Here is a 25966-nt window from a genome sequence, read left to right as displayed (position 1 = left end):
GTGAAGGAGTTCGTCATGACCGTTTTTCAGACTTCACTTTTTCGCCAGCAGGCGTTTATCGCCGGACTGTGGTGTGATGCCGATGACAGTAACACGTTGTCGGTCAGCAACCCGGCAACAGGGGCCGTTCTGGGACAAATTCCCAACATGGGAACGTCAGAGGCGCAACGCGCCATTGATGCCGCCTCTCAGGCGCTTCCTGCCTGGCGGGCAATGACCGCAGCCCAACGTTCCACGTTGCTTAAAGCCTGGCATCATTTAATTCTCGACAACAAAACGGCGCTGGCGCAAATCATGACCGCCGAGCAGGGCAAACCGCTGGCTGAGGCGGAAGGAGAGATTGTCTATGCCGCGTCGTTTATTGAGTGGTTTGCCGAGCAGGCTAAACGTACTAATGGCGAGATTATCCCCTCGCCTGCGGCGGATAAACGGTTGATGGTTATCCGTCAGGGTATCGGTGTCTGCGCGGCAATAACACCATGGAACTTCCCTGCGGCAATGATCACCCGCAAAGCCGGTCCCGCGCTGGCTGCAGGTTGTACGATGGTAGTAAAACCGGCCAACGAAACACCGTTTACCGCTCTGGCGCTGGCAGAACTTGCACGTCAGGCCGGTATTCCGGCGGGTGTTATCAATGTCGTGACCGGAAAGTCCCGCGAAATTGGTGCATTGTTCACCGCTGACGATCGCGTACGCAAACTGTCGTTTACCGGCTCTACCGAGGTAGGGCGCGTACTGATGCGTCAGTGTTCCGATTCTATCAAAAAGGTTTCACTGGAGCTGGGCGGCAACGCGCCGTTTATCGTATTTGAGGACGCGGATCTCGACAAAGCCGTTGAAGGCGCGCTGGTGGCTAAATTCCGCAATGCCGGACAGACCTGTGTTTGCGTGAACCGTTTTTACATTCATCAGGCTGTTTATGACGCGTTTTGCAAGAAATTCGTGGCCCGGGTCGCCGCTCTGAAAGTCGGCAACGGTGAGCAACCCGGCGTACAAACCGGTCCGCTGATCAATAGCGCCGCCGCCGACAAAGTGCAGTCGCTTCTTGATGACGCGCTGACGCGGGGCGCCACGCTGTTAACCGGGGGTCAACGCCATGCTCTGGGAGGAAACTATTTTACGCCCACCGTCATCGGCAACGTGCAGCCGGGCACGCAGTTGCTCCAGGAAGAGATATTCGGACCGGTCGCCGCGCTGGTGAAGTTTGAAGATGAACAGGATGCGATCCGCCAGGCAAATGACACCATTTATGGACTGGCATCCTACTTCTACAGCAATAATGCCGCACGCATCTGGCGTGTTTCAGAGCAACTGGAGTATGGCATGGTCGGTATTAATACCGGACTGATCTCGAATGAAGTCGCCCCTTTCGGTGGTGTGAAGCAATCAGGGCTGGGGCGAGAAGGTTCTGAACACGGTATCGAAGATTACCTGGAGATGAAATATCTCTGCCAGGGGCTGTAACGACAGATTCCGGCGCGCCGGGTAACCCGCGCCGGACAGAATTTTTAGGGAGTGCCGCAATGTCTGAATATCAAATGCGAGAAGTTCAGGTCAGTCAGATTGAAACGATTACCGCGCATGTAAAGCGCTTCACCTTAACGGCTGCCTCAGGCGATCCGTTGCCTGCGTTCCAGGGCGGCAGCCATATCATCGTGCAGATGCACGATGGCGAAAATCTCTATAGCAACGCGTACTCGCTGATGAGCTCGCCGTTGGATACCCGCACCTGGCAAATCGCTGTGCGCCTGGAGGAGAATTCCAAAGGCGGCTCACGATACCTGCATCAGCAGGTCAAACCCGGCGATACGCTGACGATTTCCACGCCCAATAATCTTTTCGCCCTCGAACCGCAGGCGCAAAAGCATTTGTTAATCGCTGGCGGCATCGGTATTACGCCCTTCCTGTCGCAGATCCCGGAACTCGAAAGCGCCCAGGCACAGTGGCAGCTACATTACTGTTCACCCAGCCCTGAAAACTGCGCGTTTCATGATGAACTGAAACAGCACCGCCAGGCCGATCGCATTCATCTGCACCTTTCGAGTGAAGGCACACGCCTCGACCTGGCACGTCTGCTTGCCGATGTAGAACCCGGCACCCATATTTATACCTGCGGCCCGGCCGTGCTTAACGATGCCGTAAGAAGCGAGGCCGCCCGCCACGGTCTGGATAACAATACGCTGCATTTCGAGCAATTTGCGGTAGAAGATAAAAGCGGTGATGCTTTCACCCTCGTGCTGGCACGTTCCGGACGTGAGTTTGTCGTTCCGCAAGAGATGACGATTCTGCAGGTTATCGAAAATAACAAAGCTGCCAGAGTCGAGTGCCTGTGCCGTGAAGGCGTGTGCGGTACCTGTGAGACGACGATTCTTGAAGGGGAAGCGGATCACCGCGATCAATACTTTAGCGACGACGAAAAAGCCAGCCAGCAGAGCATGCTTATTTGCTGTTCACGTGCCAAAGGCAAACGCCTGGTGCTTGATTTGTAGAATTTAACCGACCGGATAAGCGATGGACTCCCCGGTCGGCCTGCTCGCTTACTGTGGATAGTCCAGCAGCAGCGTCTTGAGGCGGTCGGCCATCAGTTCGCCACGCCAACCGGAAATCAGCTCCGGCAGGGACGCCTGCGGCTTTAATTTCCAGTGCCAGTTGAGCAGTTGGTTGATTTGACGACGCGAAGCAAGGAGTTCCACGCTAAGATTCTGCTCCGCACTCACATCGGCCACCAGGGCTTTAATGGCTTTGAATGCCTTGCGATAACCCGGCATATCCATCAGATTCAGCAACGGTTGCGGCAGCGACTCTTCCGGTAAGGCCTGTGCCTTTTCTACCAGGGAGATCAGCGTCTTGCCGTGGAAGCGAATTTCGCTCCCGGAAAGTCCCAGACTATCCAGCTCGCCCAGACTGCCCGGCATATAACGGGCCACCGCCCACAGATGCTCTTCACGCACCACGAAGTTTACCGCCAGATCGCGCTCACGCGCTTTGCGCAACCGCCAGTCGGCAAGCAGTTGCAGACAGGCGAGCTGACGAGTACGCAACTGCCAGGCATTGGTAATTTCTCGCCACGCATCTTCGGGTGCCAGAATTTCCTGACGACGCTGTTGCATCAAACGACATTCGTCCAGCGCAGCGGGCAGCCAGCCGGATGCATCGGTTTCTGCCATCAGTTTTGTGGTGATCGGTAATAAATACCAGACATCTGCCGCCGCATACTCGCACTGCCGCTCAGTCAGCGGTCTGGCCAGCCAGTCGGTACGTGATTCACTTTTATCCAGCACCACCCCGGTGAACTCTTCCACCATCGCAGCAAAGCCCCACGACAGTGGGCGCCCACAAAAGGCAGCCAGAATCTGTGTATCGATCAGTGGTTGCGGGAGCTCACCAAACGTGTTGAGAAACACTTCGAGGTCTTCACTTCCGGCATGCAGGAATTTGGTGATCGCAGTGTTACGCAGGATATCGCGCAGCGGCGACCAGTCGGTGATCCCCTGCGGGTCAATCAGAGCAACGTGTTTGCCATCAAACAGCTGGATCAGTCCCAACTGCGGGTAGTAGGTACGCGTGCGAACAAATTCGGTATCCAGGGCTATCGCCGGAAATTCACGAACGGCTTCGCACAGCGTGGCCAACGCGTCGTCCGTGGTGATCATTTGATAATTCAAATCGTGCTCTCTTAGGTTTTCGCCAAAAAAAACGCCGGATTATCCGGCGCTTTCTGCTGGCTGTCTTAACGCTCAGCCTTTATTGTCCACTTTGCCGCGCGCTTCGTCACGTAATTCTCGTCGCAAAATTTTACCGACGTTAGATTTCGGCAACTCATCACGAAATTCCACCAGCTTCGGTACTTTATAGCCCGTCAGGTGACGACGGCAGAAAGTAACCAGCGCTTCATCGGTTAACGAGGCGTCTTTCTTCACCACAAAAATTTTCACCGCTTCACCGCTGCTGCCTGATGGAACGCCAACGGCAGCCACTTCCTGCACACCTGGATGTTGCATCACCACGTCTTCAATTTCGTTCGGATAGACGTTAAAGCCGGAGACCAGGATCATATCTTTCTTACGATCAACAATACGCAGGAAGCCTTCATCATCCATCACCGCAATATCGCCGGTGTGCAGCCAGCCGTCTTTGACGATTTCGTCTGTAGCGTCTGGTCGCTGCCAGTACCCCAGCATCACCTGCGGACCTTTCACGCACAGTTCGCCCGGTTCTCCCGGTGGCACTTCGTTGTCGTCATCATCCACCAGTTTGACCTCGGTAGACGGAACCGGTAACCCGATACTGCCGCTATGGTAGTCGATATCGTGAGGGTTGACGCTCACCAGCGGAGCGCACTCCGTCAGGCCATAGCCTTCCAGCAGATACTGCCCCGTCAGCTTCACCCAACGTTCCGCTACCGCCTGTTGAACCGGCATCCCGCCGCCTGCAGAAAGGTGCAGTGACGAGAAGTCCAGTTGCTGGAACTCTTTGTTATTCAGCAGCGCGTTAAACAGCGTGTTGACGCCGGTCATCGCGGTGAACGGATATTTCGCCAGCTCTTTTACCAGTCCGGGAATATCGCGCGGGTTGGTAATCAGCAGATTTTGACCGCCCAGCTCAATAAACAGCAGGCAGTTCATCGTCAGCGCAAAAATGTGATACAGCGGTAGGGCTGTTACCACCAACTCTTTGCCCGGATGCAGCAATGGACCATAGGTGGCATTAACCTGCTCCAGGTTAGCCAGCATGTTACGGTGCGTGAGCATTGCGCCTTTCGCCACGCCGGTGGTACCACCGGTATACTGCAGGAAAGCCAAATCTTCTGACACGACTTCCGGCTTCACATACTGCATGCGGTAGCCGTTTTGCAGCGCACTGCGAAACGAGATGGCATCCGGCAGGTGATATTTCGGCACCAGACGCTTGATATATTTCACGACGAAGTTAACCAGCGTCCCTTTGGCGGTGGACAACTGATCGCCCATACGCGTCAGGATCACGTGTTGAACTGAGGTCTTATCGACCACTTTCTCCAGCGTGTGAGCAAAGTTAGAGACGATGACGATCGCCGATGCACCGCTATCGTTGAGCTGATGTTCCAGCTCGCGAGGCGTGTACAGCGGGTTCACGTTCACAACTATCATGCCAGCACGTAAAATCCCAAACAGTGCAACGGGATATTGCAACAGGTTGGGCATCATCAGTGCCACGCGATCGCCCTTTTTCAGTCCAAGTCCTTGTTGCAAATAAGCCGCGAATGCCCGACTGCGCTCTTCGAGTTTGCGGAAGGTCATCACCTCCCCCATGTTCATAAACGCGGGTTGATCGGCATACCGTCTTACTGAGTGTTCAAAGAGTTCCACCAGGGATTGATAACGGTCAGGATTGATCTCCGCGGGAACACCAGCGGGATAACGGTTAAGCCAAACCTTTTTCAATACATCACCTCTAAAATGCGTATTCGTCGTCATCACAACCCCAGGCAATAAACAAACTGTTAACATAATATTAACTCAGCGTACCAGTTTGTTTATTACACAACGACAAGGTTGCGAAGCACGTCACTATTTATTTTTCTTATATCCACGTTAATGCAGAAACAGCGGACGAGCCGCTGTTTCTTTTATCATTAAAACAAAGAGTTACTCTGTTACTATCGTCTGAACCTGCGCGGGACCGGGATTGTACCATCCCCATCCGCCGTAGCCACCGTAAGGCCAGCCACGCGCACCGTAGAACCAGGGGTCAATCGGCTGCGGAGGCATCACAATTTGCTGAGTAATATGCCAGCGTTTATAACCGGTTACCTGCATCAGCATGAACTTATACGGTGTACTACCAATTTTTCCGTCCACAGTTCCGCTAATGGGTCCGACGACGGTGACCAGTTGACCACGAAAATCTACCGGGTCGAGGAAACCGTTAACATCGGCATAAATTCGCCCGCGTGACGCTTCGCCCAGAATCGGTCGTGCCCCGCTATCGAGCGGCATAGTGGCGATCTCCAGTCGGGATTTCCCCTGCTGGTTTTGAATATCCACCACCTTACCGCCAAAACGTGCTTCTTGTCCGACGTACAACTGCGGCGCATTCATCACCCGCACCAGATCCTGCTGCGGTGTCGGGCTCGAACCTTTAATCGCATCCGGGATGGTGACACAGCCGCTTAGCGATAACGCCAATACGCCTGCCAGTACACCTTTCAATAACTGCTTTTGCACCACCATATTGCGACTCCCTTTTCTTAGCCTCTGCCCGGACATGTTCGCGATGCTGTGTATTGACATCAGTGCGAATTTACCAGGGATGTACTACTAAGATTCATTCTTTACCGGGAAGTTTCTTCCACGCCACGGTGTTACGTAAATAAACCGGTTCAGCATGTTCAACCGCCACGGTCTTACCGGCAGCCAGCATTTGCGTCGCGACAGGCAGCATATCTTCTGCCGCAGGAAGCAATACGTCGCCATCGTTCAGCATCAGACCACTATCTTTGCCGAGTTCAGGCCAGGCTGACCAGCCCGTGCCAACGGTTACCCAGTCGCCAGAAAGCTGCAGCAGGCGATCGTGTACCTGCTCCGGCGTTAACACCGCTTCTGTCTCTTCGCCGTGCCAGATGCCATCTTCATCACGCTGGTATTCAGCCCAGTAGACTTCGCCCATTCGCGCGTCAATCGCCGCCAGTACGCGAGTCGCGCCCGACTTACGCCAGGCGCCCTGCGCCATGGTCGCCAGGGTGGAGACGCCGATCATCGGTAAATTCGCGCCTAACGCCAGCCCCTGGGCAATGCCAATCCCAATACGTACGCCGGTAAAACTACCGGGACCGCGCCCAAATGCCAGGGCGTCAATGTCGGTTAACGTGAGATCGCCAGCGGCCAGGATTTCCTCGACCATCGGTAAAATTCGTTGGGTATGTTCTCGTGGGCAAAGCTCGAAGTGAGCCTTGATAGTACCGTCATTCCACAGGGCAACAGAGCACGCCTCTGTGGCGGTATCGATAGCCAGAATTCGCATGGGTATTTGTGATCAGATCAATAAATTTGGCGCGCATCTTACCACACTCCGTAACAAATTACTCAGCCGATGGTATAGCAAGAAAGCGAACCGCGCGAGCTATGTCACGCGTCCGCGGCGCAGGAGGAAGACTCGCCAGGAAGGTGGCGCCGTATGGCCGCATAACCAGACGATTGTCGCAAATCACCAGCACGCCGCGATCGTCGGCATCACGTATCAGACGCCCTACCCCCTGCTTCAGGGTGATTACCGCATCCGGCAACTGCACGTCTTCAAACGGATCGCCGCCGCGCAGGCGGCAGTCCTCCATTCGCGCTTTTAACAGCGGGTCATCCGGCGAGGTAAACGGCAGTTTGTCGATAATGACCAGCGACAGCGTATCGCCACGCACGTCCACGCCTTCCCAGAAGCTGCTGGTGGCGACCAGTAATGCATTACCTGCGCTGACAAACTGCTGTAACAGTTGCCCTTTACTGGTTTCGCCCTGCAGCAACACGGGAAGCGTCATGGTGGCGCGGAATTGTTCCGCCAGTTCGCGCATCATCGCGTGCGAGGTACACAGCATAAAGCAGCGACCGTTGTTCGCTTCAATAATAGGTCGCAGCATGGAAGCCAACTGCCGCGCAGCCCCCGGCTGGTTGGTTTGCGGGAGATTACGCGGCACGCACAGCAGCGCCTGGCGCGTGTAATCAAATGGACTCGGCAGTAGCATCGACTCGGCATCGTCAATACCCAGCCGCGCGGTGAAATGATGAAGGTCATCGTTTACCGACAGCGTCGCGGAGGTAAAAATCCAGCAGCCCGGTTTTTGTTCCATCACTTCTTTGAATTTATCCGCCACAGTGAGCGGCGTCAGCGCCAGAGTGAAATGGCGGGAGGTGCATTCATACCAGTAGCTGAAGCCTGGCTGGTTGATCTCTTTCAGACGCTTCAGGCGCGCACGGTAAAGTGTGGCGCGTTCAAACGCGGCATCCAGCAATGCCGAACGCCCAAGAGACAGCTTCGCCACGTCATAACATAGCTCCAGCGTGTCATCGAGCAGCAAAAACGCGCGCTGCACACGTTGGTCAGCCAACAGCTCTCGTAGGTTTCCACGATAGCCGGGCTCGCCGAGCTGTAGGCGAAAGTCCTGCGCGCTTTGCGCCAGCCGGTCCGCGCATTTTTGCAACTGCTGGGTGTCTTTCAGCTCGGTGCGATAGGCAATGGTGATGTCTTTTGCCAGATCCAGCAGTTGGCGACTGGAAAGCGATTGACCAAAGTACTGGCTGGCGATATCCGGTAGCTGATGGGCTTCATCGAAGATCATCACGTCTGCCTCGGGGATTAATTCACCAAATCCACTCTCTTTCACCACCATATCAGCGAGAAACAGATGATGGTTCACCACGACGACATCCGCTTCCATCGCCTTCTTGCGCGCTTTAACGACAAAGCACTCTTTATACAGCGGGCAGTCGCTGCCAAGGCAATTATCGTTTGTGCTGGTTACCAGCGGCCAGGCCTGAGAGTCTTCCGCCACGCTGACGCAGGTGCTGATGTCGCCATCAAGCGTTTGATTTGACCATGAGCGCAGCAGTATGACATCGCTTAACGTTTGTACCGGTAGATCACCACCCGCCAGCGCCTGCTGTTCGAGGCGTTCCAGACACAGGTAGTTGGAGCGCCCTTTTAGCAACGCCAGCTTACCGGTGAATTTCAGTGCTTTGGCAACGGTGGGAAGATCGCGACTGTAGAGCTGATCCTGCAACGCTTTCGATCCCGTCGACACAATCACTTTCTTTCCAGCGCGAAGCGCTGGGGCGAGGTAAGCGTACGTTTTACCTGTGCCAGTGCCGGCTTCTACAACAAGCGGTTGTGATTTTTCAATGGCATGACTGACAGCAATCGCCATCTGTCGCTGTGGTTCACGCGGTTTAAAACCCGGTATCGCTTTAGCCAATTGACCGTCTGCTGCAAAATCGTCCGTCACACTGCCCCCTGTTCATTTGAACAGGGATTATGTCAGGCCAGCGGGTCTTTCGCCAGTTGAAGAGGTGACGCGGGCGCAACATTATGGCAGTCTTGGCGCAATCTGAAGCCCATGAAGAAAAATGCAAATAAGGAATGATTTATGACGATTGTGCGCATTGATGCTGAAGCTCGTTGGTCTGACGTGGTTATCCATAACAACACGTTGTACTACACCGGCGTGCCGGAGAATCTGGATGCAGACGCTTTTGAGCAAACGGCAAATACGCTGGCGCAAATTGATGCGGTGCTGGAAAAACAGGGTAGCGACAAGTCACGAATCCTTGATGCCACCCTTTTTCTGGCGGACAAAAGTGATTTTGCCGCCATGAACAAAGCCTGGGATGCGTGGGTCGTTGCCGGTCACGCGCCGGTACGTTGTACCGTTCAGGCCGGATTGATGAACCCGAAATACAAAGTCGAGATCAAGATTATCGCTGCGGTTTAAGCGGCGCTACTCGTCTTCATCTTCAAAACGCGCCACGATCCGTTCACCGGTATGGCTGGCGCGTAGCTCTTCAGCAACCAGAGCAATCGCCTGTCCGCTGCTCATCCCCTGCGACATCAGTTCCTGAATCCGCTCTACTGCTTTTTGCTGCTGCTCATGACTGAGTGAAGGTAAACCTGCAAACATTGTTAACTCCTGCTAAATTGTCTGCGCTAATTATTTCATGCTACCGGGCAGTTAGCCAGTAGAGTAGCAACGAGTCAGGACTGATGAAGACGTTATCTCCCGCAGTAATCACATTACCCTGGTGTCAGGACGCCGCTGAACGCTATTTTTCGACCTTAAGCCATCTGCCCTGGGCGATGCTGTTGCATTCAGGTCATGCCGATCATCCGCATAACCGTTTTGATATTCTGGTCGCCGACCCTGTAGCGACCCTGGTTACGCGTGCACAGGAGACTATGGTCAAGGACAGGCAAGGCATTTTGCGCACGCTTGATGACCCGATGGCAGTATTATATTCAACGCTAACCGCTCAGGCTATTCAGCCTGATTATCATCCCGACCTCCCGTTCCAGGGCGGCGCACTGGGTTTGTTTGGCTACGATCTGGGCCGCCGCTTTGAATCGCTGCCAAATATTGCCGAAAGCGATATTGCCCTGCCGGATATGGGCGTCGGTATCTATGACTGGGCGTTGATTGTCGATCACCAGCTACAGACTGTATCACTGCTTAGCCATAGCGATGTGCATGCCCGTCTGGCGTGGCTCGAAAATCAACTGCCGCCGGTACGCGAGCCATTTACATTAACGTCGGCATGGCACTCGAGTATGAGCCGTGAGCAATACGGCGAAAAATTTCGTCAGGTGCAGCACTATTTGCACAGCGGCGACTGCTATCAGGTCAACCTGGCCCAACGTTTTCAGGCGCAATATCAGGGAGATGAATGGCAAGCGTTTGTGCAGCTCAATCGCGCTAACCGCGCGCCATTCAGTGCGTTTATACGCCTGGAAGACGGCGCAATCCTCAGTCTGTCACCGGAACGCTTTATTCAACTGGAAGATCAGCATATCCAGACTCGCCCCATCAAAGGTACGCTACCCAGACTGGACGATCCTGATGCCGATCGCCAGCAAGCCGACAAGCTGGCAAATTCGCCAAAGGATCGGGCGGAAAACCTGATGATCGTCGATTTGATGCGTAACGATATTGGCCGCGTTGCTGTACCGGGTTCGGTAAAGGTTCCGGAGCTGTTTGTGGTTGAACCGTTCCCTGCCGTTCATCATTTGGTCAGCACCATTACCGCACGTCTGCCAGAGTCATTGCATGCCACCGACCTGCTGCGTGCCGCCTTCCCTGGCGGCTCCATCACCGGCGCGCCAAAAGTGCGGGCGATGGAAATTATCGACGAGCTGGAGCCGCAAAGACGCAACGCCTGGTGCGGCAGCATTGGTTATCTGAGCTTTTGCGGCAATATGGATACCAGCATCACCATTCGCACACTGACAGCCACAAACGGACAAATTTATTGTTCCGCTGGCGGTGGCATAGTGGCGGACAGTCAGGAAGACGCGGAGTATCAGGAAACGTTTGATAAAGTGAATCGTATTTTGCATCAACTGGAGAACTGACACGTGGAATACAGCAGCCTGACGCTTGATGATTTTTTATCGCGCTTCCAACTCCTGCGCCCGCAGGTCAATCATGCCGCGTTAAACCAGCGCCAGGCCGCCGTACTGATCCCTGTCGTACGCCGTGCGCAGCCGGGATTGCTGTTAACCCAGCGATCCGTTCATCTGCGCAAGCACGCCGGACAGGTCGCCTTTCCCGGCGGCGCGGTGGACAGCAGCGATGCTTCATTGATTGCCGCCGCCCTTCGCGAAGCGCAGGAAGAAGTGGCGATCCCACCTTCTTGCGTTGAGGTGATTGGCGTGCTGCCACCGGTCGACAGCGTTACCGGATTTCAGGTCACGCCAGTGGTAGGTATTATCCCGCCAAATTTACCGTATCGCGCCAGTGAGGATGAAGTGTCTGCAGTGTTCGAAATGCCGCTGGCGCAGGCCCTGCATTTAGGTCGCTATCATCCTTTGGATATCTACCGTCGCGGTGATTCACATCGTGTATGGCTTTCCTGGTATGAGCACTATTTCGTCTGGGGAATGACCGCCGGAATAATTCGTGAGCTGGCGCTGCAAATTGGCGTCAAGCCCTGACTATACTTATCTTTACGCACGCCATAGACAACTTGAAACTCAGGTCACAACATTAGTAAAACCGCGGTTATCTATTAGTTTAATTCATGTGAATAGTTAAGCCGATCGCCGCGTTCCCTCTTACACTATGCGCAGTTATAACATCGTTACTGGAAAGCCCAGTCGCCCTGTAGGAGTATTATCGTGATTAGTCTATTCGACATGTTTAAGGTGGGGATTGGTCCCTCATCTTCCCATACCGTAGGGCCTATGAAGGCGGGTAAACAGTTCGTCGATGACCTGGTCGAAAAAGGATTACTGGACAGCGTAACCCGTGTTGCCGTCGACGTGTATGGTTCACTGTCGCTCACGGGTAAAGGTCACCACACCGATATCGCCATTATTATGGGTCTGGCGGGCAATGAGCCTGCTACCGTGGATATTGACAGCATCCCCGGATTTATCCGCGACGTAGAAACGCGTGGCCGCCTGCTGCTTGCGCAGGGGCAGCACGAAGTGGATTTCCCGCAGAATGACGGCATGCGTTTTCACAACGGCAACCTGCCGCTGCATGAAAACGGGATGCAGATCCATGCGTACAATGGCGAAACCGTCATTTACAGCAAAACGTACTATTCCATTGGCGGTGGGTTCATCGTTGATGAAGAACATTTTGGTCAGGATGCAACGAATGAGGTCAGCGTGCCTTATCCGTTCAAATCCGCCACTGAAATGCTGGAATACTGCAACAGCACCGGTTTGTCTCTCTCAGGCATGGTGATGCAGAACGAACTTGCGCTGCACAGCAAGAAAGAGATTGAAGAGTACTTTGGCAACGTCTGGCAGACCATGCAGGCTTGTATCGATCGTGGGATGAACACCGAAGGCGTGCTGCCGGGTCCGCTGCGCGTTCCTCGCCGTGCCTCCGCCCTGCGTCGTATGCTGGTTTCCAGCGACAAGCTCTCCAACGATCCGATGAACGTGATCGACTGGGTGAACATGTTTGCGCTGGCGGTTAACGAAGAAAACGCCGCGGGTGGTCGCGTTGTAACCGCGCCAACCAACGGTGCCTGCGGGATCGTGCCTGCAGTACTGGCCTATTACGATCATTTCATCGAGTCCGTCAGCCCGGATATCTACACCCGTTATTTCCTGGCGGCGGGGGCAATTGGTGCGTTGTACAAGATGAACGCCTCTATCTCTGGCGCCGAAGTAGGCTGTCAGGGTGAAGTCGGTGTGGCATGTTCCATGGCTGCTGCAGGTCTGGCTGAGCTGCTGGGCGCGAGCCCTGAGCAAGTGTGTGTTGCTGCCGAGATCGGTATGGAGCACAACCTGGGCTTAACCTGCGATCCGGTTGCCGGACAGGTGCAGGTTCCGTGCATCGAACGTAACGCTATTGCGTCCGTGAAGGCGATTAACGCCGCACGTATGGCGATGCGCCGCACCAGCGCGCCACGCGTCTCGCTGGATAAAGTCATTGAGACCATGTACGAAACAGGTAAAGACATGAACGCCAAATACCGCGAAACGTCACGCGGTGGTTTGGCAATCAAAGTTCAATGTGACTAATACTTAATTTTCGCCCATCTGCGACGGATGGGCGAATTTGCCCCTTCTCGCTCGTCTACTGTAATTTTCCCCACTACACTTGCTCTGTTGCTGTTGGCTTCTGTGACCAACGGCTTATCGGGCGGCCCGCATGCAAACAGCACAACGGATCATTCAAAACTATCGCCGTAATCGCTTAATCGTCTGCACAATATGTGCACTACTGACGCTCATCCTCACATTAACGGTCCGATTTATTTCGGAGCGTAATATAAATCACCGTTACACCGTCACCTTTGCTAATCATGCCGTAGAGGCACTGGATGATGTGCTGCTCCCACTGCAGGCCGGGCGCGATATACTGCTCCCGTTGATTGGTCTTCCCTGCTCTGTGGCGCGTTTACCTTTGAGCAAGCATGCTGCCAGGCTACAAACAGTGCGCTCTATCAGTCTGATTCAGGGGGGGATTCTTTATTGCTCCAGTATCTTTGGCTATCGCAATGTGCCTATCCGCCAAATTCAACCTGAATTACCGAGCCGGGAGGCGCAACTGCTGTTGTCCACCGACCATTCGCTGATTAAAGGTAGTCCCATTCTGACGCAGTGGTATCCGGCCTCCGCGGATGGCGAAAATGGGGTGCTGGAAATCGTCAATATTGATTTATTATCGACCATGCTGCTGGAACCCCAGCCACCGCAAATCACCAACGCCAGTTTAACCGTCGGCAACCGCCACCTGCTCTACGGACAAGGTGTTGTCGAGACCTTGCCTGCACTGAACGATGAAAAACGTTATCAGCTTTCATCGCAACATTTTCCCTTCACGATCAGCGTCACCGGCCCTGGCGCCAGTGAATTGGCGATAAAACATCTGCCGACACAACTGCCGCTGGCGGTGATCCTGAGCCTGTTGGTGGGATACCTTGCCTGGCTGGCAACCGCCAGCAGAATGAGTTTTTCCTGGGAGATTAATCTGGCTCTCGCGGCACACGAGTTCGAGTTGTTTTGTCAGCCACTGCTGAACGCGCAGACCCAGCAATGTATGGGTGTAGAAATTCTGTTGCGCTGGAACAACCCACGTCAGGGCTGGATTTCGCCGGAAGTGTTTATTCCTATCGCCGAAGAGCACAACCTGATTGTCCCTCTTACCCGTCATGTCATCGCAGAAACCATTCAGCAACGACACGTTTTTCCGATGAGTAGCCAGTTTCATATCGGTATCAATGTTGCCGCCAGCCATTTCCGCCACGGTACGCTGTTAAAAGACCTTAATCAGTACTGGTTCAGCCAGCATCCCATCCAGCAACTGGTTATAGAACTGACCGAACGCGATGCCTTACTGGATGTGGATTATCGGATCGTGCGCGAGTTGAATCGCCTCGGCGTTAAGCTGGCGATTGACGATTTTGGTACCGGAAACAGCTCGCTCTCCTGGCTGGAAAAATTGCGCCCGGATGTGCTGAAAATTGATAAATCATTTACTTCGGCGATCGGAACCGACGCCGTGAATTCAACCGTCACAGACATCATTATCGCGCTGGGAAAAAGGCTGAATATCGAACTGGTGGCTGAAGGCGTAGAAACGCAGGCACAGGCGCAGCATTTACGCCGTCATGGCGTACATATCTTGCAGGGTTTTTTGTATGCCAAGCCGATGCCGCTTCGTGATTTTCCCAAATGGCTGGCGGGCAGCACGCCGCCACCCGCCAGGCATAACGGGCACCATATCATGCCCATTATGCCATTTCGCTAACCCCGTTTACTCGTCTTCGTCGTGAGCGGGTTGTTCTTTAACAATGCGAACTAAATCCACACGATAGTCATTGGCTTCGACAATCGTAATGCTCAGCGGTGCAACCTCAATAACATCACCTACACGCGGGATGTGACCGTTAGCCGCAATCACCAGCCCTGCTACGGTGGCGATGTCTTCGTCCTCATCCACCAGCGTATCCACGTCCAGCGCCTGTTGCAGCGCGTGCAGATCGGTTCCCCCTTTCACCAACCAGCCACCGGCGTCAGCAATGATTTCAGGGGTTTCGTCGGCATCCGGGAATTCACCTGCGATCGCTTCTAATACGTCCAGCGGTGTTACCAGCCCTTGCACCACGCCAAATTCGTTAGTGACGATGACAAAGCTACCGCGGGCACGACGCAGCACGCCTAGCAGATTAATCGGGTCGAGCGTTTCCGGGACGACAATTGCCGGCGAGGCAGACGCAATCGCTGCAACATCCACACCGTCTTCCAGCGCCACCAGCAGCTCTTTAGCACGGACGATACCGATAATTTCATCAAGTTCACCGCGACACACCGGGAACAGGCTGTGTGGAGAAGAAAGCAACTGTTCGCGAATTTCCGCTACGCTCAGATCGGCGTCGACCCAACTAATTTCACCACGAGGTGTCATGATGCCGCGTAATGAACGGGATGCCAGTGAGAGAACACCGTTGATCATATAGCGTTCTTCTTCCACAAACGCGCCTTCCGGGACCGGAACAGGAACCGGATTGTCGGATTCCATCTGCACGCTGGCCTGACGTTTACCCCCCATCAGACGCAAGATTGCATCCGCAGTCCGCGCACGCAGCGGCAGAGTCGACTGGTGGCGAATAAAGTTACGACGGGCAATCTGGTTAAACAGTTCGATGATAATTGAGAAGCCAATCGCCGCATACAGATAGCCTTTCGGAATGTGGAAGCCAAACCCTTCGGCAACCAGGCTCAAACCGATCATCAGCAGGAAGCTCAGACACAGCACCACCACCGTCGGATGTTGGTTCACAAATCGCGTCAGCGGCTTCGATGCCAGCAGCATCACCGCCATCGCAATAACCACCGCCGCCATCATCACCGGCAGATGGTTGACCATACCGACTGCAGTAATGACCGCATCCAGTGAGAACACCGCATCGAGGATAACAATCTGCGTCACCACGACCCAGAAGCTCGCATAGCCTTTTGACTGCCCGGTATCATGTTCACGGTTTTCCAGCCGCTCATGCAGCTCTGTCGTAGCCTTGAACAAGAGGAAGATACCCCCCAGCAGCATAATCAGATCTCGCCCGGAAAACGCGTAGTCCATGACCGTAAACAGCGGTTTTGTCAGCGTCACCATCCACGAAATCACGGACAACAAGCCCAGACGCATAATCAGCGCCAGTGACAAACCAATGAGGCGCGCTTTATCTCGCTGTTTCGGTGGCAGCTTATCGGCAAGAATTGCAATGAAGACCAGGTTATCGATACCCAGAACAATTTCGAGAACAACAAGCGTGAGCAAACCCACCCAAATCTGCGGGTCCATTAAGAGTTCCATGACAAGCTCCTGCTTAAGGAATGATCAAACTGCGCCCTGAACATCTCAGGCGTTAAAGCAATATGCAGATAAAGTTTGTGGCAAAAAGTGCCAAACTGACAGGCTTGATACGGCCTAAAGGTGAAATGACGTCGGTGACGATCCATATGGTGGGCTACTGCCCTATACTCCTGAGTAATTAAACAGATGCTAAACATAACAGAGACAACCGGTTTTTAGCAAAGATTTACCTTCCTTTGCAATAAGTTGTTTCGAAGATATTTCACCCTTCGAAATTTCTTCTGATCGGAAGTTAAATTACGGATCTTCATCACATAAAATATTTTTTTCGATATCTAAAATAATTCACGAAAATCATAGGTTTTTCTTTGTAACCCTTATCTGAATCGATTCGATTGCGGACGAGCGATTCAAAATGCATCTTCACGTTGATGTGTTAACGATAATAAAGGAGGTAGCAAGTGACCATTGCTATTGTAATAGGCACACATGGTTGGGCTGCAGAGCAGTTACTTAAAACAGCAGAGATGTTGTTAGGCGAGCAGGAAAACGTCGGCTGGATCGATTTCGTTCCAGGCGAAAATGCCGAAACGCTGATTGAAAAGTATAACGCTCAGTTGGCAAAACTGGATACCAGTAAAGGCGTGCTGTTTCTCGTTGACACATGGGGAGGCAGCCCGTTTAACGCTGCGAGCCGCATTGTTGTCGATAAAGAGCATTATGAAGTTATCGCAGGCGTGAACATTCCCATGCTGGTAGAAACCTTCATGGCGCGTGACGACAACCCCAGCTTCGATGAATTAGTCGCACTGGCGGTTGAAACGGGTAGCGAAGGCGTAAAAGCGCTGAAAGCAAAACCTGTTGAAAAAGCCGCACCTGCCCCCGTCGCAGCACCTAAGGCAGCGGCACCCGCGAAACCGATGGGCCCGAACGACTATATGCAGATCGGCCTCGCACGTATCGATGACCGTTTAATCCATGGTCAGGTGGCAACTCGCTGGACCAAAGAAACCAACGTAACGCGCATTATCGTCGTCAGTGATGAAGTTGCTGCTGATACCGTGCGTAAGACGTTGCTGACTCAGGTCGCACCGCCAGGCGTTACCGCACATGTGGTTGATGTCGCGAAAATGATCCGCGTCTATAACAACCCGAAATACGCCGGTGAGCGTGTAATGCTGCTGTTCACCAACCCGACCGATGTAGAACGCATCGTTGAAGGTGGCGTAAAAATTACCTCTGTTAACATTGGCGGCATGGCATTCCGCCAGGGGAAAACGCAGGTAAACAACGCGATTTCGGTGGATGAAAAAGACATCGAAGCCTTCAAGAAACTCAACGAACGCGGTATTGAGCTCGAAGCCCGTAAGGTTTCTACCGATCAGAAACTGAAAATGATGGATTTGATTGCCAAGGCGAAATAACCACCTGGCATTTACTTAGTTTTCACACTTAAGTCTGTATAGCAATAGGAGAAGTACAATGGAGATTACCACTCTTCAGATTGTGCTGGTGTTCATCGTCGCATGTATCGCGGGTATGGAGTCGGTACTCGATGAATTTCAGTTCCACCGTCCATTGGTGGCCTGTACGCTGATTGGTGCCGTTCTCGGGGATATGAAAACCGGTATTATCATCGGTGGTACCCTGGAAATGATCGCTCTGGGCTGGATGAACATCGGTGCTGCGGTTGCGCCTGATGCTGCACTGGCTTCCATTATCTCTACCGTTCTGGTTATTGCGGGTCACCAAAGTATCGGTGCAGGTATCGCGCTGGCGATACCACTGGCAGCAGCAGGCCAGGTTCTGACCATTATCGTTCGTACCATCACCGTAGCATTCCAGCACGCGGCGGATAAGGCGGCCGAAAACGGCAACCTGACGGCGCTCTCCTGGCTGCACGTTTCCTCCCTGTTCCTGCAGGCTATGCGTATCGCTATCCCGGCGGTAATCGTAGCGATTTCTGTCGGTACCAGTGAAGTTCAGAGCATGCTTAATGCCATTCCGGAAGTCGTGACCGGCGGCCTGAACATCGCAGGCGGTATGATCGTGGTGGTTGGTTATGCGATGGTCATCAACATGATGCGCGCAGGCTACCTGATGCCATTCTTCTACCTCGGCTTCGTCACCGCGGCATTTACTAACTTCAACCTGGTTGCTCTGGGTGTGATTGGCGCAGTAATGGCGATCCTCTACATTCAGCTGAGCCCGAAATATAACCGCGTAGCCGGTGCGCCTGCTGCGGCGGCTGGCAATAACGATCTCGATAACGAACTGGACTAGCAGGTGAGCGAAATGGTTGATATGACTAAAACTACCACCGAGAAAAAACTCACTCCGAGTGACATTCGTGGCGTGTTCATTCGTTCTAACCTGTTTCAGGGTTCATGGAACTTCGAACGTATGCAGGCGCTGGGCTTCTGTTTCTCCATGGTACCGGCTATTCGCCGCTTGTATCCGGAAAACAACGACGCCCGTAAGCAAGCTATCAAGCGTCACCTGGAATTCTTTAACACCCATCCCTATGTAGCGGCACCGGTTCTGGGCGTTACACTGGCAATGGAAGAACAGCGTGCGAATGGCGCAGAGATTGACGATGGTGCTATCAACGGTATCAAAGTTGGTCTGATGGGACCGCTGGCAGGCGTGGGCGACCCGATTTTCTGGGGTACCGTACGCCCGGTATTCGCCGCGCTGGGTGCAGGTATCGCGATGAGCGGTAGCCTGCTTGGGCCACTGCTGTTCTTTATCCTGTTCAACCTGGTACGTCTGGCAACCCGTTACTACGGCGTGGCATACGGCTACCGTAAAGGCGTAGATATCGTTAAAGATATGGGCGGCGGCTTCCTGCAGAAACTGACTGAGGGAGCGTCAATCCTCGGCCTGTTTGTCATGGGGGCCTTGGTTAACAAGTGGACGCACGTGAATATCCCACTGGTGGTCTCCACCATCACCGGTCAGGATGGCCAAACGCGCGTGACCACTGTGCAGACAATCCTTGATCAGCTGATGCCGGGCCTGGTTCCTCTGCTACTGACCTTCGCCTGTATGTGGCTTCTGCGTAAGAAAGTGAACCCACTGTGGATCATCGTTGGCTTTTTCGTCATCGGTATCGCGGGCTACGCTGTCGGCCTGCTCGGCCTGTAAGACTGTTGTACATCACCGGGGGCTTGCCCCCGGTTTTTCTATTTAGAGGGTTGAGGATTCATGACTATCACGGACCTGGTGCTGGTTCTATTTATCTTTTCGCTGCTGGCGTATGCCATTTACGATCAGTTCATCATGCCCCGCCGTAATGGCCCCACTCTACTTACTGTTGCCCTGCTTCCACGCAGTCGAGTCGACAGCGTTATCTTCATCGGTTTGATTGTTATTCTGATCTACAACAACATCACCAGCCACGGCGCGCAATTTACCACATGGTTATTATGTGCACTGGTGTTAATGGGGTTGTATCTGTTCTGGATCCGTACGCCAAAAATCATCTTCAAGCAGAAAGGTTTTTTCTTCGCCAATGTCTGGATTGAATATGACCGCATTAAAGAGATGAATTTATCTGAAGACGGTGTATTGGTGATGCAATTAGAGCAAAGACGATTGCTTATTCGCGTACGAAATATAGACGACCTGGAGAAGATATATAAACTTCTCATTTCAAACCAATAAGTTACAAATATAGCCTGAACTATGTTTTTTATATCTCAGTGAAAAACAAACATAGCTAAGGCTATATTTCTCCGCCCATATGTTATTTAATTTAACGTTTTATCTATAAATAAATCTAAATGAAAATTGTTTTCATTTAGAAGTCAAATAATATTTCTGCGTTTCTTGTTTTATATTCCAAAAATATGTTAAGGTTGCGCCCGTCGTTGGGGAGTAGCCGATTTCCAGACTCCGGAAATGTACGTGTCAACATACTCGTTGAAAAACGTGGCACGTACGGACTGAACATCACGTTTAGTCAGGCGAGACCATAGGCACATCAACTGCAATGCATATTTGAATGGCTCTGTATAGACAATGGGTCCGCTCAGTGTGCATGGTTACTGGGGGCAGTGATGTGTTTTATGGAATACCCCGGTCAGGACGCTGTTATGAATATCACCGCAACTGTTCTTCTCGCTTTCGGCATGTCGATGGATGCTTTCGCAGCATCAATTGGCAAAGGTGCCACCTTACATAAACCTAAATTCTCCGAAGCTCTGCGTACCGGCCTTATCTTTGGCGCAGTCGAGACCCTTACGCCACTGATTGGCTGGGGAATGGGGATGCTTGCCAGCAAATTCGTGCTGGAGTGGAACCACTGGATCGCCTTCATTTTGCTGATCTTTTTAGGCGGCCGAATGATAATCGAAGGTTTTCGCGACAACGGTGATGAAGAGGAAGAGCCGCAGCGCCGTCACGGTTTCTGGCTGCTGGTCACCACTGCCATTGCGACCAGTCTCGACGCGATGGCCGTCGGGGTGGGTCTGGCCTTCCTGCAGGTCAACATTATTGCCACTGCGCTGGCCATTGGATGCGCCACGTTAATTATGTCCACGCTTGGCATGATGATCGGTCGTTTTATTGGCCCGATGTTGGGCAAGCGAGCTGAAATTCTGGGTGGGGTAGTCCTGATTGGTATCGGCGCCCAGATCCTCTGGGCACACTTCCACGGTTAATTCAGACGCTGCCAGATATGAATACTAAAGTCAGTCTGGCAGTCAAACTTCGTTTTCCCCGCTAACGTTTCCCACACTTCCGGCTTTGCCCGCCAGGCGAACGGCGTCATTTGCAATAACGCAACGGCCTCGCTGCCCTTAAGCTGCATCTGATACCCCAGCGCAATACTCTGTTGCAGAACAAAACCGTCCAGTTGCTCTGTGTGTGGCGCATGTAAACGCACCTCATCATAAATCAGCCCTTTAAGTTCCATTAAATGACGCGGACCCGGCGTGGCGGTGATTACCCATCCACCCGGTTTCACCACGCGGGCCAACTCTTCGGCTTTGCAAGGTGCGTAGATCCTGATAATGGCGTCCATTGACGCATCGGCAAACGGCAGACGATGGCTGGAGGCAACGCAAAAGGTCACCTGCGAATAACGTCGGGCCGCGGCCTTAATCGCCACTTTAGAAACATCAAGCCCAAAGGTTGTACTGCCCGCCAGCACATCGGCAAACGTGTGAGTGTAGTACCCTTCCCCACAGCCGATATCCAGGATCGTCGCATTGTCTGAAATCAGCCTCTGCTTGAGCGCATCCACAATCGCATCGCGTAGCGGCTGATAGTGACCAGCATCAAGAAATGCCCGGCGCGCCTGCATCATTTCCGCACTGTCACCCGGATCGCGAGACCGCTTATGCTGAACCGGCATCAGGTTAACATATCCCTCTTTCGCCACGTCAAACTGGTGTCGCTCCGGGCAGACAAAACTGTTATTCGCTTGAGTAAGAGGCTGGTGGCAAAGAGGACAGGAAAACGACATGACAACTCCGGCAGGTGGTTTAAGGGCGCAAGTGTAACGCGAATTGCGCCCTGGGAAAATAACTTACAGCGACGGCGAGGATACGCTGCTGCCGTGCATCACCAGCAGATGATCGGAGTCAGCAGGCATGCCGTCCGGTTTGACGTTTTCCAGACGCAGAACATCGCCCATAATCTGGCTGAAGACCGGCGCGGAGACGGCTCCCCCATAGTAAGCACCGTTTTGCGGGTTATTAATCACCACGACCAGCGCGAATTTTGGATCGCTCGCTGGCGCAACCCCTGCCGTATAAGCCACGTATTTATCGACATATTTACCGTCATCACCAATTTTCTTTGCCGTCCCGGTTTTCACCGCAACACGGTAATCCCTCACCGCAGCCTTGGTCCCACCGCCGCCGGGTAGCGCGACGCTTTCCATCATATGTTCAACCTGATGCACCAACGCCTCCGGCATCACCCGCGTACCTATCACTGGCGGATCGATACGCGTAATAGAAAGGGGGCGGTAAATACCAAAACTGCCGATGGTGGCATAGACATGCGCCAACTGGAGCGGCGTCACCATTAACCCGTAACCGAATGCAAAGGTCGCCCGGTCCAGATCGCTCCAGTAACGTCGCTGAGGCATTAAACCGCTACTTTCTCCGGTTAGCCCCAGCCCGGTTGGGTCGCCAAAACCAAAGCGTTTATAGGTATCCAGCAGTTTCTGTACCGGCATTGCCAGCGAAAGGTGCGACACACCGGTATCGCTTGATTTCTGCAAAATACCGGTAAGCGATAGCTCCGGGTAAAATCCGACATCGCGGATGCGATGTCCATCGAGATTAAAAGGATGTGTATCAATGACGCTATCAGGCTGCACAATCCCTTGCTGCAGAGCAGTCATGATCACCAGCGGTTTAACGGTTGAACCGGGTTCAAAGGTGTCGCTAATTGCACGGTTGCGAAAATCATCCAGCACCGCGCCATCACGGTTATTGGGATTGAAGTCGGGAAAGCTTGCCATCGACAGGATTTCGCCAGTGGCAATATTGACCAGCACCGCGGCTCCAGATTCCGCTTTATTCCATGTTACGGCATTGTCCAGCGCATCTTCAGTCACCGTCTGCAAGCGCTCATCAATACTGAGCTGCAATTCGTGCGCGGGGACCGGCATCACTTCCGTGATATTTTCAATCACATGCCCGAACTTGTCTTTGCGCACAAGGCGAGAGCCGGGTTTACCCATCAACTGGCTGTTGAAACTTTTCTCCAGGCCTTCAATACCTTGTCCATCAATGTTTGTAAAGCCGATAAGATTTGCCGCCACATGACCTGCGGGATAGAAACGGCGGGATTCTTCGCGCAGATTAATCCCCGGGAGATTAAGATCATCGACCCACTGCGCCTGCTGAGGAGAGATCTGGCGCGCCAGATAAATAAAGCGGCCAGATGGATTGCTGTTAACACGTTCAGCCAGCGTGCTGAGTGAAATATGCAGGGTCTTCGCCAATGCCTGCCAGCGTTCGTTATAGCCAACGCCACCTTTGCTGACAATCGTCTTCGGATCGGCCCAAACTGCATTCACCGGCACGCTTACTGCGAGAGGACGTCCTTCTCTGTCGGTAATCATCCCACGCGGTGAGGCGATTGTGACTTCACGTAACGAACGCATATCCTCCTGCTTGACCAGGCTCGTTGGGGTGACAATTTGTAACCACGCAACCCGACCAAGCAACAATCCCAGACTCAACAGTATTGCCACACAAAGCAGGGCAAAACGTACGGGAGTAAAATTGCGCGCATCGCCGTCGTTTTTCTTTTTCACCGGGGCTCCAGCAAGATAGTTTTTCAGGTGACTGATTTAACGGGAATTGCCGGGAGAAAGCGGGAAAAACAATGCTACGAACATCGCGCCTTTGCAACAAAGCGCTAATGGAGAGGCATTCAGAAATATTTTGACGTAATTTGAATTAAAAAGCCCCGCATAAGCGAGGCTTTATATCTGAATTGGTTGCGCCTGAGCGCTTCAAATCAGTGGTATCGATCAGATAGCTGTTACGTTAACAGCAGCCGGACCTTTCTGGCCGTCCTGAATTTCGAACTCAACGTTCTGGCCTTCAGCCAGAGTTTTGAAGCCGTTACCCTGGATAGCGGAGAAGTGTACGAACACATCTTTGCTGCCATCAGCCGGGGTAATGAAACCAAAACCTTTAGACTCGTTGAACCACTTAACTTGACCTTTAATCTTTGCCATTTGCAAAATTCCTTAGAGTATTTTCTTCGCCCGCAGGCATAACATAGATAAAACTGAGACATTACTGCTTGAGGCACTAATATAAGGTTCGGCAGAGAAGCGGTATTCAACGTCAACGTGTTTACTCAGGACTTCTTTACTGAAAATGCCACACATAAACAGAACTGTACCTCGTTTAACCCAAACCGTGTTATCACATACAACGTTAATAATGGCAAGCCATTTTTAAACGTGTCTCGATCGGTCGCACAAATCACGCAGTTCATCAAACAACAACTGCACAGTTATGCGCCAGGCCGAGTAGAGATATATCCTCGCCTCTCTCCCCTTGCCCCGGCTGGCCTGCGCCGTAGCAGGGACTTTTCTACCATAGCTCATCAGGTTCAACTGTTCCAGATTATCTGTCACAGCCTCTGCCAGATATCATTTTTTATGCTTAGTAATGCATAAAATATCACAAGCGTAAAAATGAGATCGGCATTCTGGTTTTGCACCAAAATAATGAAAGAATGATGACAATGCACAAAAAAAGTAAGAGAAACGTTTCGCTGATAATAAAACGATCGGTATCACAAAAATGATACAATCATATTATTAATCTATGGATAATTATATTTATGTCAAACCAGAGATAAGATATTAATTGGTCAGAGCATCTGGAAAAACGCAGGTTCCACGTGTGTCGGCGCAGTAATTGCCGGATTGTTGCAGAAGAAAATAATCTGATGTCGTTGACGACAGGATGAAGCATCTGAGAATAGCATCTACAGACTCTCACCCTGTCTTTCTGTTTACTACCGTTCGGCTACCAGACGAATGATGTCATCATCTTCATCCTGAGTTTGCACCGCGGTAGGCTCTTCTGCTTTTTCCGGTTCGTTAGCTTCACAAAGACGACGGAGCAATGCGTTCTGTCGTTTTTGCTGCTCCAACAACGCCTCAAGCAGTTCAATCTGCTCGTTAGTACGCGAACTTGCCCGATTGATGAAAAACCACAATACAAGCCCGATTACCAGAACCACCACCGATACCACTAAAGACGCAAAACTCAACGCGCCAGAATTCAAAACTTCGTTCATTTCACCACCTCAATGTAGACAGCGTAGTTTACCATTGCCGCACAAGAAGGTAATCAACTGTTACTGAAATGCGCTTACCAGGGAATAAATTTATTGATGGCGCAAATTCCGCTGAAAAATTGTACGTCCTGATCGCACATGATGTTGAACACCTGAGCCCACATCAGTATGCATACCAGCACGACAACTATCAGGACCACCCATCGAATTTTTTTCACTCCAACTCCACTCTCCGAATCTACAACCTATGTTGATAAATTATCATGAGTTACCTAAACCCTAAGTTAACTGTAACGGCATTAAATGTTTTTAGGAATGATTCACTTGTTTCATCCCATGTACAGGCTAATCTAATAATAACGAGAAAAGATAAGAGGTTGTAATGCGTTTGATTATCCGCGCTATTGTATTGCTCGCTCTGGTTTGGATCGGTTTATTACTGAGTGGCTACGGCGTTTTGATAGGAAGTAAGGAGACTGCGGCAGGTCTGGGCCTGCAATGTCAATATCTGACCGCCCGCGGGACCAGCACCGCGCAATACGTCCATACCAACAGCGGCATCATTGGCCTGTCAGATTGCCCCCTGTTGAGGAAAAGCACCGTCGTTATCGATAATGGTTAATATAGCAGCAAAAAAATCAGTACGTTATTCGCTCCGGCGAC

Annotated in this window: 26 protein-coding genes and 1 riboswitch; of the genes, 13 read left to right on the top strand and 13 right to left on the bottom strand. The window is 52.4% G+C overall.

Annotated features, from left to right (window positions below; all coding sequences use genetic code 11):
* Positions 1-15 precede the first annotated feature (15 nt).
* Entirely contained in the window at positions 16-1464 is a 1449-nt protein-coding gene (locus FDX03_RS11320) for an NAD-dependent succinate-semialdehyde dehydrogenase (RefSeq protein WP_137345946.1), read from the top strand.
* Between the two features lie 59 nt (positions 1465-1523).
* On the top strand, positions 1524-2489 hold the full coding sequence (locus FDX03_RS11315) for a PDR/VanB family oxidoreductase (RefSeq protein ID WP_116359920.1): 966 nt from the start codon (positions 1524-1526) through the stop codon (positions 2487-2489).
* A gap of 48 nt (positions 2490-2537) precedes the next feature.
* On the opposite strand, the gene rnd is transcribed toward FDX03_RS11315, so the two are convergent.
* The 5 genes from rnd to FDX03_RS11290 form a co-directional block, all read right to left on the bottom strand.
* Complete coding sequence (gene rnd / locus FDX03_RS11310; protein WP_048211413.1) at positions 2538-3653, bottom strand: ribonuclease D; 1116 nt, start codon at positions 3651-3653, stop codon at positions 2538-2540.
* 84 nt (positions 3654-3737) lie between these two features.
* Entirely contained in the window at positions 3738-5423 is a 1686-nt protein-coding gene (gene fadD / locus FDX03_RS11305) for a long-chain-fatty-acid--CoA ligase FadD (protein ID WP_005122193.1), read from the bottom strand.
* A 204-nt stretch (positions 5424-5627) separates the two neighbouring features.
* Complete coding sequence (locus FDX03_RS11300; RefSeq protein WP_048211412.1) at positions 5628-6212, bottom strand: Slp family lipoprotein; 585 nt, start codon at positions 6210-6212, stop codon at positions 5628-5630.
* Between the two features lie 94 nt (positions 6213-6306).
* Entirely contained in the window at positions 6307-7002 is a 696-nt protein-coding gene (gene tsaB, locus FDX03_RS11295) for a tRNA (adenosine(37)-N6)-threonylcarbamoyltransferase complex dimerization subunit type 1 TsaB (RefSeq protein WP_137345945.1), read from the bottom strand.
* A gap of 58 nt (positions 7003-7060) precedes the next feature.
* Positions 7061-8971, bottom strand: coding sequence for an ATP-dependent DNA helicase (locus FDX03_RS11290; RefSeq protein WP_115643307.1), 1911 nt, complete (start codon positions 8969-8971; stop codon positions 7061-7063).
* A gap of 141 nt (positions 8972-9112) precedes the next feature.
* Between FDX03_RS11290 and FDX03_RS11285 the strand changes: the two genes are divergently transcribed.
* Positions 9113-9457, top strand: coding sequence for a RidA family protein (locus tag FDX03_RS11285; RefSeq protein WP_005122186.1), 345 nt, complete (start codon positions 9113-9115; stop codon positions 9455-9457).
* Between the two features lie 6 nt (positions 9458-9463).
* Here the strand turns inward: FDX03_RS11285 and FDX03_RS11280 are convergent, their stop codons facing one another.
* Positions 9464-9643, bottom strand: a complete 180-nt coding sequence (locus FDX03_RS11280) for a YoaH family protein (protein WP_003020986.1) — start codon at positions 9641-9643, stop codon at positions 9464-9466.
* 83 nt (positions 9644-9726) lie between these two features.
* Here FDX03_RS11280 and pabB point away from each other — a divergent pair, with 83 nt between their 5' ends.
* The 4 genes from pabB (at position 9727) to FDX03_RS11260 (ending at position 14950) form a co-directional block, all read left to right on the top strand.
* Positions 9727-11088, top strand: a complete 1362-nt coding sequence (gene pabB, locus FDX03_RS11275; RefSeq protein WP_170973095.1) for an aminodeoxychorismate synthase component 1 — start codon at positions 9727-9729, stop codon at positions 11086-11088.
* Between the two features lie 3 nt (positions 11089-11091).
* Positions 11092-11670: a CoA pyrophosphatase gene (locus FDX03_RS11270; protein ID WP_048211408.1), complete on the top strand. Its 579-nt coding sequence runs from the start codon at positions 11092-11094 to the stop codon at positions 11668-11670.
* A 183-nt stretch (positions 11671-11853) separates the two neighbouring features.
* Positions 11854-13218, top strand: a complete 1365-nt coding sequence (gene sdaA, locus FDX03_RS11265) for an L-serine ammonia-lyase (RefSeq protein ID WP_048211407.1) — start codon at positions 11854-11856, stop codon at positions 13216-13218.
* A gap of 130 nt (positions 13219-13348) precedes the next feature.
* Complete coding sequence (locus tag FDX03_RS11260) at positions 13349-14950, top strand: EAL domain-containing protein (RefSeq protein ID WP_048211406.1); 1602 nt, start codon at positions 13349-13351, stop codon at positions 14948-14950.
* A gap of 6 nt (positions 14951-14956) precedes the next feature.
* Here the strand turns inward: FDX03_RS11260 and yoaE are convergent, their stop codons facing one another.
* Positions 14957-16516 carry a CNNM family cation transport protein YoaE gene (gene yoaE / locus FDX03_RS11255; RefSeq protein ID WP_048211405.1) on the bottom strand — a complete coding sequence of 520 codons (1560 nt, stop codon included), beginning with the start codon at positions 16514-16516 and terminating at the stop codon, positions 14957-14959.
* Between the two features lie 461 nt (positions 16517-16977).
* Between yoaE and manX the strand changes: the two genes are divergently transcribed.
* From manX to mntP, 5 genes are all read left to right on the top strand, one after another.
* Positions 16978-17940 carry a PTS mannose transporter subunit IIAB gene (gene manX / locus FDX03_RS11250; protein WP_005122176.1) on the top strand — a complete coding sequence of 321 codons (963 nt, stop codon included), beginning with the start codon at positions 16978-16980 and terminating at the stop codon, positions 17938-17940.
* A gap of 58 nt (positions 17941-17998) precedes the next feature.
* A complete protein-coding gene (locus FDX03_RS11245) occupies positions 17999-18799 on the top strand; it encodes a PTS mannose/fructose/sorbose transporter subunit IIC (RefSeq protein WP_003021004.1) in 801 nt (266 codons plus the stop codon).
* Between the two features lie 12 nt (positions 18800-18811).
* On the top strand, positions 18812-19663 hold the full coding sequence (locus FDX03_RS11240; protein WP_003833769.1) for a PTS mannose transporter subunit IID: 852 nt from the start codon (positions 18812-18814) through the stop codon (positions 19661-19663).
* Between the two features lie 60 nt (positions 19664-19723).
* Complete coding sequence (locus FDX03_RS11235; protein ID WP_005122172.1) at positions 19724-20182, top strand: DUF986 family protein; 459 nt, start codon at positions 19724-19726, stop codon at positions 20180-20182.
* A 196-nt stretch (positions 20183-20378) separates the two neighbouring features.
* Positions 20379-20607, top strand: a riboswitch (yybP-ykoY riboswitch).
* A 6-nt stretch (positions 20608-20613) separates the two neighbouring features.
* Positions 20614-21180 carry a manganese efflux pump MntP gene (mntP, locus tag FDX03_RS11230; RefSeq protein WP_137345943.1) on the top strand — a complete coding sequence of 189 codons (567 nt, stop codon included), beginning with the start codon at positions 20614-20616 and terminating at the stop codon, positions 21178-21180.
* Here the strand turns inward: mntP and rlmA are convergent.
* From rlmA to mgrB, 6 genes are all read right to left on the bottom strand, one after another.
* Positions 21177-21986 (bottom strand): 23S rRNA (guanine(745)-N(1))-methyltransferase, encoded by an 810-nt coding sequence (gene rlmA, locus FDX03_RS11225; protein WP_137345942.1) that lies wholly within the window; start codon positions 21984-21986, stop codon positions 21177-21179. The genes mntP and rlmA overlap by 4 nt on opposite strands.
* Positions 21987-22049: 63 nt before the next feature.
* Entirely contained in the window at positions 22050-23795 is a 1746-nt protein-coding gene (gene ftsI, locus FDX03_RS11220) for a peptidoglycan glycosyltransferase FtsI (RefSeq protein ID WP_048211403.1), read from the bottom strand.
* A 219-nt stretch (positions 23796-24014) separates the two neighbouring features.
* Entirely contained in the window at positions 24015-24224 is a 210-nt protein-coding gene (cspE, locus tag FDX03_RS11215; protein WP_001062678.1) for a transcription antiterminator/RNA stability regulator CspE, read from the bottom strand.
* Positions 24225-24236: 12 nt separating this feature from the next.
* Positions 24237-24380: a DUF2627 domain-containing protein gene (locus FDX03_RS11210; RefSeq protein WP_003034983.1), complete on the bottom strand. Its 144-nt coding sequence runs from the start codon at positions 24378-24380 to the stop codon at positions 24237-24239.
* A 638-nt stretch (positions 24381-25018) separates the two neighbouring features.
* Positions 25019-25303, bottom strand: a complete 285-nt coding sequence (locus FDX03_RS11205) for a YebO family protein (RefSeq protein WP_061068060.1) — start codon at positions 25301-25303, stop codon at positions 25019-25021.
* A 74-nt stretch (positions 25304-25377) separates the two neighbouring features.
* On the bottom strand, positions 25378-25521 hold the full coding sequence (gene mgrB / locus FDX03_RS11200; protein ID WP_003034977.1) for a PhoP/PhoQ regulator MgrB: 144 nt from the start codon (positions 25519-25521) through the stop codon (positions 25378-25380).
* A 164-nt stretch (positions 25522-25685) separates the two neighbouring features.
* On the opposite strand from mgrB, the gene FDX03_RS11195 reads away from it, so the two are divergent.
* A complete protein-coding gene (locus tag FDX03_RS11195) occupies positions 25686-25925 on the top strand; it encodes a YobH family protein (RefSeq protein ID WP_061068061.1) in 240 nt (79 codons plus the stop codon).
* The last annotated feature ends 41 nt before the right edge of the window (positions 25926-25966 follow it).

The organism is Citrobacter sp. wls827, assembly GCF_005280875.1.
GTDB classification, from domain to species: Bacteria; Pseudomonadota; Gammaproteobacteria; order Enterobacterales; family Enterobacteriaceae; genus Citrobacter; species Citrobacter youngae.
Note: the sequence above shows the minus strand (reverse complement) of the source record. Positions and strands in the feature narration are given on the sequence as shown.